At 33.8% G+C, this 12,041-nt stretch carries 12 protein-coding genes; 3 read left to right on the top strand and 9 right to left on the bottom strand.

Annotation, left to right across the window (positions count from 1 at the left end; genetic code table 11):
- Positions 1-88: 88 nt before the first annotated feature.
- The 6 genes from P178_RS0117515 to P178_RS0117490 form a co-directional block, all read right to left on the bottom strand.
- Positions 89-601 (bottom strand): RidA family protein, encoded by a 513-nt coding sequence (locus tag P178_RS0117515; RefSeq protein ID WP_027067457.1) that lies wholly within the window; start codon positions 599-601, stop codon positions 89-91.
- 22 nt (positions 602-623) lie between these two features.
- Positions 624-1,025 carry a nuclear transport factor 2 family protein gene (locus P178_RS22270; RefSeq protein ID WP_036147089.1) on the bottom strand — a complete coding sequence of 134 codons (402 nt, stop codon included), beginning with the start codon at positions 1,023-1,025 and terminating at the stop codon, positions 624-626.
- An 85-nt stretch (positions 1,026-1,110) separates the two neighbouring features.
- Complete coding sequence (locus tag P178_RS0117505) at positions 1,111-2,046, bottom strand: nuclear transport factor 2 family protein (protein WP_027067456.1); 936 nt, start codon at positions 2,044-2,046, stop codon at positions 1,111-1,113.
- Positions 2,047-2,322: 276 nt separating this feature from the next.
- The gene (locus P178_RS0117500) at positions 2,323-2,853 is read right to left on the bottom strand and encodes a hypothetical protein (protein ID WP_027067455.1); all 531 of its coding nucleotides are present in this window, start codon (positions 2,851-2,853) and stop codon (positions 2,323-2,325) included.
- Positions 2,854-3,221: 368 nt separating this feature from the next.
- Positions 3,222-3,917, bottom strand: coding sequence for a peptidase E (locus P178_RS0117495; RefSeq protein WP_027067454.1), 696 nt, complete (start codon positions 3,915-3,917; stop codon positions 3,222-3,224).
- A gap of 79 nt (positions 3,918-3,996) precedes the next feature.
- On the bottom strand, positions 3,997-4,533 hold the full coding sequence (locus P178_RS0117490) for an ester cyclase (RefSeq protein ID WP_027067453.1): 537 nt from the start codon (positions 4,531-4,533) through the stop codon (positions 3,997-3,999).
- 188 nt (positions 4,534-4,721) lie between these two features.
- On the opposite strand from P178_RS0117490, the gene P178_RS0117485 reads away from it, so the two are divergent.
- Together P178_RS0117485 and P178_RS0117480 are read left to right on the top strand one after the other, a co-directional pair.
- Complete coding sequence (locus tag P178_RS0117485; protein WP_027067452.1) at positions 4,722-6,680, top strand: histidine kinase dimerization/phosphoacceptor domain -containing protein; 1,959 nt, start codon at positions 4,722-4,724, stop codon at positions 6,678-6,680.
- Positions 6,680-7,414 (top strand): LytR/AlgR family response regulator transcription factor, encoded by a 735-nt coding sequence (locus P178_RS0117480; RefSeq protein WP_027067451.1) that lies wholly within the window; start codon positions 6,680-6,682, stop codon positions 7,412-7,414. Before P178_RS0117485 ends, P178_RS0117480 begins: the two co-directional genes overlap by 1 nt.
- 132 nt (positions 7,415-7,546) lie before the next feature.
- On the opposite strand, the gene P178_RS0117475 is transcribed toward P178_RS0117480, so the two are convergent.
- On the bottom strand, positions 7,547-8,851 hold the full coding sequence (locus P178_RS0117475; RefSeq protein ID WP_027067450.1) for a DEAD/DEAH box helicase: 1,305 nt from the start codon (positions 8,849-8,851) through the stop codon (positions 7,547-7,549).
- A gap of 437 nt (positions 8,852-9,288) precedes the next feature.
- Here P178_RS0117475 and P178_RS0117470 point away from each other — a divergent pair, with 437 nt between their 5' ends.
- Positions 9,289-9,525 (top strand): hypothetical protein, encoded by a 237-nt coding sequence (locus P178_RS0117470; protein ID WP_027067449.1) that lies wholly within the window; start codon positions 9,289-9,291, stop codon positions 9,523-9,525.
- A gap of 142 nt (positions 9,526-9,667) precedes the next feature.
- On the opposite strand, the gene P178_RS0117465 is transcribed toward P178_RS0117470, so the two are convergent.
- On the bottom strand, positions 9,668-11,218 hold the full coding sequence (locus P178_RS0117465; protein WP_027067448.1) for an NAD(P)/FAD-dependent oxidoreductase: 1,551 nt from the start codon (positions 11,216-11,218) through the stop codon (positions 9,668-9,670).
- Between the two features lie 76 nt (positions 11,219-11,294).
- Positions 11,295-11,906, bottom strand: a complete 612-nt coding sequence (locus P178_RS0117460) for an alpha-ketoglutarate-dependent dioxygenase AlkB family protein (protein ID WP_027067447.1) — start codon at positions 11,904-11,906, stop codon at positions 11,295-11,297.
- Positions 11,907-12,041 lie beyond the last annotated feature (135 nt).

Below are 12,041 nucleotides of genomic sequence, written 5' to 3'. Positions count from 1 at the left end.
ATTTTATGCCTTTAAAATACATAATTTCCTTTTAAGATTAATGAAGCTTTCAACGGAATTCTATATTTTCTGTATAAACGGATGTATTTTATTCTTTTTTAAATACCTCTAATTCTATTTCGATCATAAACTCTGGCATGGCCAATTCTTTTACCCCTAACCAAGAACCCGCAGGAAACTGTTTTGTATAAATTTCATTTCTATACGCTGCCGCTTCTAAAAATTTGGGCATGTTGGTAGTGAAAATATTCTCGACAACAACATCATCGAACGTGCAACCATAATGATTTAGAATTTTCTGTAGATCGGCATAACAATTGATCATTTGCTGTTCAAAATTACCAGCGGCAGTTGGGGTACCGTCGGCATCCATACTTACGGCACCAGAGATTTTAATATCATTTCCAATTTTTACTGCATGGGAATAACCAAACAATTTTTCAACTTCTGGTCGTAGTTGAAAGTATTCTGGCACTTCTGCTTTTACTTCTATTGGCGGAAGTTCAACGGGTGTCTTTTCGGTATTATTTTGGTTACATCCAAAACACAAAGAAGCTACGAGTAAAATGACACTTATATTTTTAAGGTATGTTTTTTTCATTTTATTTAAGTTGATATAGTGCTTATTTAGTATGGGTAGCGTCTGCTATTTTTTTGGTGTCAGCAAACTGCTGAAATGCCACGATTTTTCCATTTTTCAATTTCCAGAAATGTGCAACTTGAGCGTTATACACTGCACCATTATTTTTTCTTTTGGCATCGTAGCGTAGGGTTGCCAGAACTTTATCATCAACCATATCATGAAGTTCAATATCCTTCAGATTAAAATATTCATGTTCTTCAGAGAGTCGTATAAATACTCCGTTTAGGACAGCATCAGGACCTATATATGGGTTACCTTCTGCAAGTGCATTTCCTTCGGCCTCGTTCCACTCCACATTTTTATCTAATAAGTCTAATACAACTGGTATATCTCCTGTTGCGAAAGCTTTATATAAATTGTCTATAATTTTCAAATTGTCCATCCTTAAAATATATATTGATGTTAATAATTTTAAACAAAATGTAGAAAATGCCATTAAGTCAAATCAAGACTTTATGGCATTTTTTTTACTTTTCTAATGCTGCTCTATTGAAGTATAAGATTTCAGAAATTATTTTTCCGTCCTCATCAAAGTCATCACTTATATGCATTGGAAGCGTAATTTTCTTTTTATCTGATTTTCTAACCAAGTGAAAATCCCACCAAGACATTACTACTCTTCCGTTAGCCATTTCGTATTCTAAATAATCGGGATAGCCAATCATATCAATACTTGTAATTTCAAAAGCATCTAAAAATGCTTGACGAATTTTTTTTACATCATCTTTAGTTTCCGGCTTATCTAAATCATCATTTATATTTAAAAAATAGGCATCATCGCTATAAAAACTAAGTGCTTTCTCTAAATCTGCATTCTCAAAGGCATACACTGCTTTTCGAACTGTATTTATATTTTCATGGTGGTTGTAAATAGTACCATTTGTACGGTCAGAAAAACTTTGTCGCAACTCATTAAAGATGCCTTCATTATTATAATTAATGATTGTTTTTATCTTATTGTCTTTTGTAACAACTATAAGACGATGGATTGGAGATGTGAATTTTACACCTGTTTCTTTATGTACTCCTTTAAGTAAATCCCAAGTTTGTACCCAAATTTCTCCATCTTTATTATCTTCTTTATACTCAACAGCATCAGGATATGCACCCGGAAAATCAGAAATTGAAAAATAATCTAGCTCATCAAACCAACGATATGAATTTTTTACATATTTAGCTTTGTCAGTGCCTTTATCACTGGGGTTTGTAGAAACACCATTATAGTTTTTAAAGTCATCTGTTAAAAGACTGGCTAATTTAACGGTGTCTCCTTTAACAAATGCCTGGGTAAAATTATTTACTACATCAATAGCTGAATGCTCTATATAAACAGTTCCATTTTTCTTTTGAGCAATTGTGATGAATGTTGTCATCAATGCGAATACTAATAAAATTTTTTTCATAATTTTTACTTTTAATAGTGGTTTGATTTTTCGTTTTAAAAAAAGACAGACATTTTTGACATCAGAATATTGGCTAAATTCAAAAACAGTTATGTTTTTCATATTGTAAATTGTCAAAATAAATTCTCCCGAATTTTGTCTGCCCTTTATTGTTGTATTGGTAATATTATTTAGGTTCGTTTGAAACTTGAACCATTATATTTTAAGTACTTCAATACAAAGAAAATTTCAGAAGCTAGTTGTATACATTTGGTGGTTACAAATTACTTAGTTGTACTATTTTTTAGCTGTGTCTGGAGGTATGACTGTATATCCTTGTTTTGTGAGTAAACTGATATAGTCTAGGTAATAGTACATGGCAGCTATTTTGTCGTCCTTGACTACTGCTGCTATGTGGTATGGTACGGGAGTTACCACTCCGGTTTTATTATTTTCAAGTGTATTTACTCCCCAGGTAAGCAGCCATTCGCCTTCGTTCCAACTATTTTCAACCTTTACAGGAAGGTAGAGGTCTTTAGAAATATTATGATTGTAGTTGGCTAAGCTGTTGATCCAATAATCTTTGTGTTGTGTTACGTTTAAAGAATCTAACCCACTTCCTAGACCGTAGACCATTGCATCTTTGGTCATTAGATTAGAGATATTCTCAACATCGGCATTTTGTATTGCGATTACGTATTTCTTTAGCGTTTCCATGGCAGTTTTACCATTGTCAAAATCTAAAGTTACACTAGGTTCCTGTGCATTGCTAAAAGTTGCTCCAAATGCCATGGCTACAAATAGCAATGTAATTTTTACTCTTTTCATAATTTCTCGATTTAAAGATTAATAGTACTTTATGAGATTCTAAAGAGGAGGAACTACTTTAAAGAAATCACTATTTGGCATGAAATACGAACTGTCTTGGACGGATGGGATTTTAAACTGTCCGAATGCCACTATTTATTTACCGAGAATTACTTACGGGATAGAATTAAATAAATATAATTTTATGTGTTAGGAATAAATAAGGAATAAATAAGGTGTGTTCAGTTAATTACCAATAGCTTCAATTAAAGAAATAAAGATTGGTAAATTGAATTAGGAGAATATTTTAGCGTGACTAAACACCCTAAACTACAAGGTATTTAAGTGTAGTCATTTCTAAAATTAGGGTTAGTGCAATAGTTGTATTTTTAGGATATTATGGAATTAGGTATAAGTTCTTCTTCTACCAAACCATCTTCTTTTAGATATACATAATACGAATTATTATCAGGGTCTAAAGAAACCGAAGTGTGTACTTTATCATCTATAAAGTGAATAGCAGAGCGATCATCACAGGCATAACCATCTGTAAGTTCTCCAGAAATAATATTATTATGATATAATGGTCTTCTAGACTTCTCTGAATTATAATGAGGACAATGGCTTTTATCTATAAATGACATGCCTTCTACAATGCTTAATTCTTTGGGTCTAGAATCAGTTGTGCCACCATTGAACCAACATAAGGATCCAGCACTACCACCGCCCATGACAACGCCATTATCGTATGCTTTTATAAGGGCAATGTCAATACCCTGAGCCTTCCAAATAGCTAGCATATTTAATGTATTTCCGCCACCTACTACAATGGCATCCATAGATGAAATTATCTCTTCAAAAGATTCTTTTTGGTCGTATGAGTTTATCCATACACTTAAAACATGGGGAGTTACATTAATTTGGGAACAAACCTGATAAAACGAATCTATATATTCTTGATCCTCGCCGCTAGCAGTAGGTATAAAGCAAAGATTCGGTTTTTTTTTACCTGTAGCTTCTGCCATATATTTTAAAAAGGGAACAGTATGCCTTCCACTACCATAAACTAAGAGCTGTTTTTTCATGAAGGCAAAATAATTGATTCTGCCACTAATTCGAAAGTATAGGGCAATTATTTTTTATTAAAATAATATGTTTGATGGTTTAGTTCATTACTGGTGGTGCCAAAGAATAGCCCCAGGCTTCCATAAGATTAAGCTTGTCAAAAAAGGCAATTTCATGGACTATTTTATTGTCATCATTAAATGTAAGAATACTGAAACCATGAATTTGCCCCACTTTTCCGGTTGGCGGTATATCTCCAAACATACCCGTGTTGGTTCCGGTACCCACCCAATTAACATACGTTCTATTTTCTACTACAATTATTTCTTTATCCACAATTTTAAGGTCTGGCATAACCCTGTGCCAAAAATGCATTGAATTAAATAATTGGTGCTGAGAGAAAGAAATATTATCACCATTAAGATTGCGAACAAATTTCTGTATAGTGATAGATTCCAACAACAACGTGTCATACTCGCTCCATGCATTCATATGATACTTTGTATTTTTCTTTAGGGCGTTGTTGACATTGTTAATTGTGGTTGACGTATTCTTGTTCTTAGTGGTTTCTTTATTTCTACATGCTATCAGTACAACTAATACAATAGCGAATAAAGTTATGCTGAGAGGTTTCATAGTAGAGGATTTTGGAGGTTCCACACTACTTTAACTAAGCTATAAATTCTTAATTATTAAGTTTTAAAAGGATGAATTCGTTGGTCTATTGTCCGAATAATGATATTTATTGATCCAGGAAAACACTGCGAAGATTGTTGTACATTTAATGAATACTCATTTTCCCTCGGTGAGAACTAACTTGTAAAATGAGAGTCAACTATCAAAAAATATACTACTTAATTCTGTTATGTTTTTTAGGACAGCTTTTTGGCTATGGGCAAATAGTAGATTTAGCAAGTGAACATCCTTATAAAAAAGTATTTGTTGAAACAGATAATTTCGGTGCTTCTTACCTAGATACTTTAGAGCAAAATTACAATAAGGTCAAGGTTGATACGGTCAAGTTTTCTATGCTTAATGACCTGGCCTATTATTGGCATACTAGGAACCTAAATAAAGCATTGATATTCACAAAAATTGGGCTTGACTGTACTGTAGAATCCGATTCGTTGTGGCATGGAAGGTTTCAAATTACACAGGGAGCTATTCTTTTGCGAATGGAAAAATTAGATAGCGCGCAAACCATACTAAAGTTGGCAAAAATAAAAGTTGACCAGTCAGATTTAGCATTTCTAAATACGCAATTAGGTTATGTATATGAACGTAAAAGTCAACTTGATAAAGCAGCGGATTATGCTTTGAAATCAATTGAATTAGGCCAAGAACATAATGATACTAAGGCAATAGCTATTGGGTATAGCGATTTAAGTAATCTGTTTTGGAAACAAGGTAAATATGAATCAGGTCTGGAATATGGACTTCGTTCTTTAGAACTTTTTGAAGTTTGGGGTTTTACTGATTTGGATTATGATTTTACCCTATATGTAACAGGTAATAATTATTTGGCATTAAGTAATTACGAACAGGCTCGCAAGTATTATGAACAATCAATTATAATTGGAGAGCGATACGGGTTTTACAATAATTTAAGTGATGTCTATATATCATTAGTAGACCTATATACTTACTTAGGCGAATTTGAAAATGCCAACGAAGCTGGAAAAAATGCTGTTAAGTATGCAGAGCTTCTTGAGAACAATTTTATGATAATGCGTTCTTGGCTAGCCATGGCAAAAATGCAGAATAAACAAGGAAATTATTTAGAAGCTATTGACGGACTCAACAAATCAATTAGAATAGCAACAGAAGACTTTGGTGATGCGTACTATTTGGGTGATGCCTATAAAGAATTAGGTAACGCTTATGCTGGGGAGCATAAATATAAAAAAGCCTATAAGGCATTTGCTAAATATGATTCCTTAAAAAGCGAAGTGTTTACGGCAGAGGCAGATCAACGAATATCACAATTAAGAACGGAGTTTGATGTGGCTAAAAAAGAGAATACAATTGCGCTACAAGAAATTCAAATTAAAAAGCAACAAACACGGCAGCACCTCATTATAATTATTACATTTTTATTATTGCTCCTATTGGTTTTGGCTTATAAGGCAATCTCTAATAATGTCAAGAAGAACAGACTTTTGCAAAGTAAAAATGCAGAAAAAGAATTTCTGTTGAAGGAAATACATCATCGGGTAAAGAACAATTTAGAAATTGTTTCTAGTCTATTATCATTACAGGCTTCATTAATTACAGATCCTAAAATATTGGATGCAATGGAGCAAAGTCAACATCGAGTACATAGTATGGGTATGATTCATCAAAAATTATATTTGGGCGAAAAATTGGCTACTATTGAAATGAAAGATTATTTTAAAAATTTAAGTGACTATATCATACATTCATTTGGTAAGTATGAACGGATAACTGTAAATATTGAGATGAAAGAACTTGAATTAGACGTAGACTTAGCAATTCCTATAGGTTTGATTGTTAATGAGTTGATTACTAATTCTTTAAAATATGCTTTTCCAGATAATAGAAAGGGTAATATTATTTTGTCGCTAACTAAAAAACAAGATTTGCTGCTTCTAGAAGTTGGTGATGATGGTATTGGTATGTACCATAATAGCCTAAAAAGTGGAACAGGTTTTGGCGCACATTTGGTTAATTTGTTGGTAAAACAATTAGATGGAAAGATGGAGCTTTTGACCAACTTAGGAACCACCGTTCACATTCAATTTCAAAATATAAAAGCTGCCTGATGAAGAATAGCCCAATTAAAGTATTGATAGTTGAGGATGATATGATCATTGCTGCCAATCTTTCTATTCAATTAACCAGCTTGGGTTATGAGGTTACAGGTATTTTGCCAAGGGGAGAAGAGGCTATTATACATGTTAGGGAACAAGCTCCTCATATTATTTTAATGGATATTAATCTAAAAGGAAATCTGAATGGAATTGCTACGGCAAAGGCAATACTTAAAGAAAAGAATATTGCTATTATTTACCTAACGGCAAATAGTGATGATGCTACATTTGAATTGGCAAAAGAAACACAACCCAAAGCTTTTATAGCCAAGCCGTTTAATAAATTAAGTTTAGAGCGCACTATTTCATTAGTTGTTGAACAATTAAAAGATGTAAGCGAGACGGCATCAATTGAAGAAAATATAGAAGTACTTGATGATCGTATTTTTGTACGACATAACGGTAGAATGGAAAAACTTTTACTAGAAGATATTCTATATATCGAAGCTGATCGTAACTATTGTTCTTTGGTTACGCACCATATAAAACATGTACTTACATGTACTCTCAAGGTTATGGAAGAAAAATTGCCAAGCCTCAATTTTGTGCGGGTACACCGTTCTTATATCATCAATATTTCAAAACTAGATGTGTTGGCAGATGGTCATTTAGAGATAGGAAGAAAAGTGATACCAATTGGTAAGTCACATAAAGCATTATTGTTGGGTAGAATTAAAACCATTTAAAATTTTGATTTTAATGTTATGGCTAACCAATTCTTGAAAAATGCTATAATGATAGCTATATAATTAAAAACCTCCATGATATTTCCATCATGGAGGTTTGGCAATTTTATATGTTAAGGTAAAATCTATCCGTTAATCTCGACTACTTGTCGAATTTCTATTCGGCTTTTTTTTACTTGTATTTCTGTTATTCTTTCCACGAAAGTTATTACCACCTGGTCTGTTCTTATTTTTGTTTCCAGAATTTCCGCTGTTTCTAGGACGTTGTGCTGGTCTTTCGTCTTTATCCTCAGTAGAATCCTCATCTGTAAATTGATGCTCTGGCATACGAGGTATCTGCTGCTTAATTAGCTTTTCAATATCACGTAAGTAAGCTCTTTCTTCTTTATCACAAAAAGAAATTGCCATACCGCTAGCATTTGCTCTTCCGGTTCTACCGATACGGTGTACATAAGTTTCAGAAACATTAGGTAAATCATAGTTGACTACTAATGATAAATCTTCAACATCTATACCTCTTGCAGCAATATCAGTTGCTATTAAGACCTTAAGTTTTCCTTCTTTAAAACCGCCTAAAGCTTTTTGTCTTGCAGCTTGTGATTTGTTACCGTGAATGGCTGCAGACCTAATACCGGCTTGATCAAGTTTCTTTACAATTTTATTTGCACCGTGCTTTGTTCTTGAAAAAACGATAAGGGTGTTATCTGGATTCTCGTTAATAAGGTGAACTAGTAGCTTAGGCTTATTGGCCTTGCTTATAAAATACACACCTTGTTCAACTTTCTCTGCCGTTGCTTGTTCTGGTTTAATAGTAACACGCTCGAAATCACCAAGCATTTTTCTAGAAAGCTCTACAATGTCTTTTGGCATTGTTGCCGAAAAGAATAGCGATTGTCTTTTTGCAGGGAGTTTGGCAATTATTTTTTTGATATCATGTATAAAGCCCATGTCCAACATTTGGTCAGCTTCATCTAAAACTACATGTTCTAAATCTCTAAATGAGATAAACCCTTGGTTCATTAAATCTAACAGACGACCAGGAGTAGCAATTAATATATCAACGCCGCCTCTTAAGGCACTTACTTGTTTGCCTTGTTTAACACCTCCAAAAATAACAGTGTTGCGTAGGCCAGTGTATTTACCATAAGCGGTAAAGCTTTCTCCAATTTGTATTGCAAGCTCACGAGTTGGTGTCACTACCAATGCTTTTACCTTTCGTTTCGATTGGCTTAAACTAATACCCTCATATAGTTGATGAAGAATAGGAATACCAAAAGCGGCCGTTTTACCGGTACCGGTTTGTGCAACACCTAGTAAGTCTTTGCCTTTAAGTAATATTGGAATTGATTGTTCTTGAATTGGAGTAGGGTGAGTATAACCTTCGGCTTCTAAGGCCTTTAGGATTGGTTCGGCTAAGCCGAGTTCTTTAAATGTCATAAAATTTTAATAAGCGGCAAAGGTACGCTTTAATGTGGAAGAATTAAGGTATAAGTAATATGTAGAGAGTTTAGGGGTAAAGACGCAAGCACATCATGTTATATATCTAGCAATATAAATGGCTGATTATAAATTGGGAGGTTAGATAAATTTGAGATTGACGGTTCTGCTATTTTCTGAATCAACCTTTACCCTAAGTATTATATTCTCAATTATAAAGTTGACTATTCCTCTCAATGTTCAATTTGAAATTTCTGAAATATCGGTTAACGACATCAAATATCGGTAAGGTGATTTTGGGTGGTGTGTCGTTAATCGGTTCGTTTTTACACTTTACCCGAACACGTGTAAACCAACGAGAATTATAGGTTTTTCAGCGATTCACAACCTAGTTAAACAAGGCCTGCGGCGTTCTATTAGTGTAACAAACGCAAGTCATGAAAACAATAATCACAATCATCTTCATCATCTTTTTAAGCTTCACAGCTCAAGCACAAAACAATACTGACAATGTAAAAGTTGAAACTATTGAAATGACTATCGTTACTGAAACTACTTACGAATTAAACCTTGAGACTGAAACTGAAGTTGCTCGTTTATACAAGTTTAAAAATTCTAGAATTAAAAGAGATTTAAACTTCATCACAAAAGCTAACAAGGCTAAAATGGCTTAATTTTAATATTCAGTATAAGGTTAAAAATATAAAGGAGAAATAAGGTGATGTAATTATAGATTGATTTTAATTTCTATCAATATATATAATAGAGAAGCTAAAATTATATTTTCCAACAACCAACAACCAACCAACTTAAACTTTAAAGTCCTCTCATTGCAGCTTCTGCACATCTTTCGCCGTCCATAGCAGCAGAAACGATACCACCGGCATAACCACCACCTTCACCACAAGGAAAAAGCCCTTTAATTACCGGATGTTCTAGTTTTTCATTTCTTGGAATGCTTACTGGCGATGAGGTTCTAGATTCAACACCAACAATATTTGCTTCAGCAGTGTAGTAACCATGCATTTTATCACCAAAAGCTTTAAAACCTTGTCTAAGTCTACCACCAATTAATTTAGGTAGTAGAGAGTGTAATGGGGCAGAATTCAAACCTGGTTGATATGAGGTCGGGTTTAAATCTACAGATAGGTTACCTTCTACAAAATCAGTCAATCGCTGAGCTGGGGCAGTTTGTGTTCTTCCACCAGATGTAAATGCTAATCGCTCTAAAGCCTTCTGATATTCTAAACCTTTAAGCGCTCCAAATTTCTCGTATTTAGGAATATCCTTATCCACATTAATTTCCACTACGATACCGGAATTGGCATACAGGTTATTTCGTTTAGACGGGGACATTCCGTTCACAACAACTTCTCCAGGTGCAGTAGCCGCTGGTACAATAAATCCGCCAGGGCACATACAGAAAGAATATACACCTCTATCTTTTACTTGTTCTACCAAACTATAGGATGCAGCAGGCAATAACTCGCTACGCTCACCAGAACAATGGTATTGAATACTATCTATAATATGCTGCGGATGCTCTACACGTACGCCCATTGCAAAAGATTTAGCTTCTAAAGCAATATCTTTTTTATGTAATAAATCGAAAATATCGCGAGCGGAATGTCCTGTTGCGAGTATCACCCTTTCAACAGCCATTTCATCGTTATCATTTAAAACAATAGCTTTTAGCGTGTTATCTTTAATAACGAAGTCGGTAACCTTGGTATTAAAGTGAATTTCACCACCATGATGTTGAATAACCTCTCTAATATTTTGAACGATTTTTGGTAGTTTATTAGTACCAATATGCGGGTGTGCATCTACCAGTATTTGTTCTGTAGCACCATGAAATACCAAACTTTCAAAAATACGGCGCACGTCTCCACGCTTTAAGCTTCGCGTATATAATTTTCCATCAGAATATGTGCCTGCACCACCTTCACCAAAACAGTAATTACTTTCAGGGTTAACTTGATGGTCTTGATTAATAGCCTTTAAATCTCGTCTACGTTCTTTTACATTGTTACCACGTTCTAGAACAATGGGTTTATATCCCATTTCTAAACAACGTAATGCTGCCCACATTCCTGCAGGTCCAAATCCTATAATATGAATAGGTTTGGCTTTAGAAACATCTTTGTATTTAAAGTTTAAAGTATCGCTAGGGGCAGGCTCATTAATATATATAGCCAGTTTGTAATTGAAGTAAATTTTAGGTTTACGAGCATCAATTGATTTTCTAAGAACTTTAATGGTAAATGTGCCATCTTCAAGTCCTAGATATTTCGCTGTGCGTATCTCTAATCCGTTAGGGGTAGCTTCTTCCTTTAAAGTTAATCGCAATTGTACATTTCTGACCATGCTGCAAAATTAAAGTAAAATACATGATGTTAACTATAGGGAGTTAAAAATGCTGAAGGGTAATTTAAAAGTTTTATTAGTTCTCAATAATTGTTCTAAAGGTCAAATTTACTCTTGGATGTTGACTTTTGGTTGTAGGGGGTAAACGGTGTAGCCAATTGGTTTGGGTTTCATCTTTCATAACAAGTAAACTACCATGTTCTAAAATTAGCTCAACTTTCTCTTTGGTTTCTTTATGCTTAAAAGCAAACTTTCTTTCAGAACCGAAACTTAAAGAGGCAATTGCTCCATTCTTTTTTAGATCTTTTTCTCCGTCGCTATGCCAAGCCATGCCTTCACTACCATCATGATAAAGATTAAGTAAGCATGAATTATAAGTTTCACCAGTTTCATGTTCAACTTTGTTCTTTAAAGTCAATAATTCAATTGTCCAGGGTAGGGCTTGTTTAGTAGTTTTTGAATAGGTGTATTGAAAAGGCTTTTCGCCATACCAAGCTACTTTACGTTTAGTAATTATTTTTTTTCCAAATATGATAGCTTCATCATTTTTCCATTCAATATGATTGAGTAGTTTATCTAAATAATCTTCAGCTTCGTTATCCATAAAAATCTTTCCATAGTAATTAACAGTGCCACCTTTTGGAAGTAGGTTTTTATTGTGGTCAACTTTAATATCAAATAACTTCATTTTATAGATTTCTGGTAATGTCCAATTACAATCTAACAAAATAAATACTGTTTTAAAAGTAAAAGCGAACAGATAACCTACCGAGTATGATAAGTTGTCCATTCGCTTTTATAACTAACAAAATGTTAGATAACT

It is taken from the genome of Maribacter sp. Hel_I_7 (assembly GCF_000688315.1).
In the GTDB taxonomy this organism is placed as follows: domain Bacteria; phylum Bacteroidota; class Bacteroidia; order Flavobacteriales; family Flavobacteriaceae; genus Maribacter; species Maribacter stanieri.
This window is presented reverse-complemented; position numbering and strand designations above follow the sequence as displayed.

What these genes read in the sequence shown, in the direction of transcription:
- P178_RS0117460 (WP_027067447.1), bottom strand. Translation starts at nt 11,906, where the DNA reads ATGAAGTTATTTGATATTAAAGTTGACCACAATAAAAACCTACTTCCA.
- P178_RS0117480 (WP_027067451.1), top strand. Translation starts at nt 6,680, where the DNA reads ATGAAGAATAGCCCAATTAAAGTATTGATAGTTGAGGATGATATGATC.
- P178_RS0117495 (WP_027067454.1), bottom strand. Translation starts at nt 3,917, where the DNA reads ATGAAAAAACAGCTCTTAGTTTATGGTAGTGGAAGGCATACTGTTCCC.
- P178_RS22270 (WP_036147089.1), bottom strand. Translation starts at nt 1,025, where the DNA reads ATGGACAATTTGAAAATTATAGACAATTTATATAAAGCTTTCGCAACA.
- P178_RS0117505 (WP_027067456.1), bottom strand. Translation starts at nt 2,046, where the DNA reads ATGAAAAAAATTTTATTAGTATTCGCATTGATGACAACATTCATCACA.
- P178_RS0117485 (WP_027067452.1), top strand. Translation starts at nt 4,722, where the DNA reads ATGAGAGTCAACTATCAAAAAATATACTACTTAATTCTGTTATGTTTT.
- P178_RS0117475 (WP_027067450.1), bottom strand. Translation starts at nt 8,851, where the DNA reads ATGACATTTAAAGAACTCGGCTTAGCCGAACCAATCCTAAAGGCCTTA.
- P178_RS0117515 (WP_027067457.1), bottom strand. Translation starts at nt 601, where the DNA reads ATGAAAAAAACATACCTTAAAAATATAAGTGTCATTTTACTCGTAGCT.
- P178_RS0117500 (WP_027067455.1), bottom strand. Translation starts at nt 2,853, where the DNA reads ATGAAAAGAGTAAAAATTACATTGCTATTTGTAGCCATGGCATTTGGA.
- P178_RS0117465 (WP_027067448.1), bottom strand. Translation starts at nt 11,218, where the DNA reads ATGGTCAGAAATGTACAATTGCGATTAACTTTAAAGGAAGAAGCTACC.
- P178_RS0117490 (WP_027067453.1), bottom strand. Translation starts at nt 4,533, where the DNA reads ATGAAACCTCTCAGCATAACTTTATTCGCTATTGTATTAGTTGTACTG.
- P178_RS0117470 (WP_027067449.1), top strand. Translation starts at nt 9,289, where the DNA reads ATGAAAACAATAATCACAATCATCTTCATCATCTTTTTAAGCTTCACA.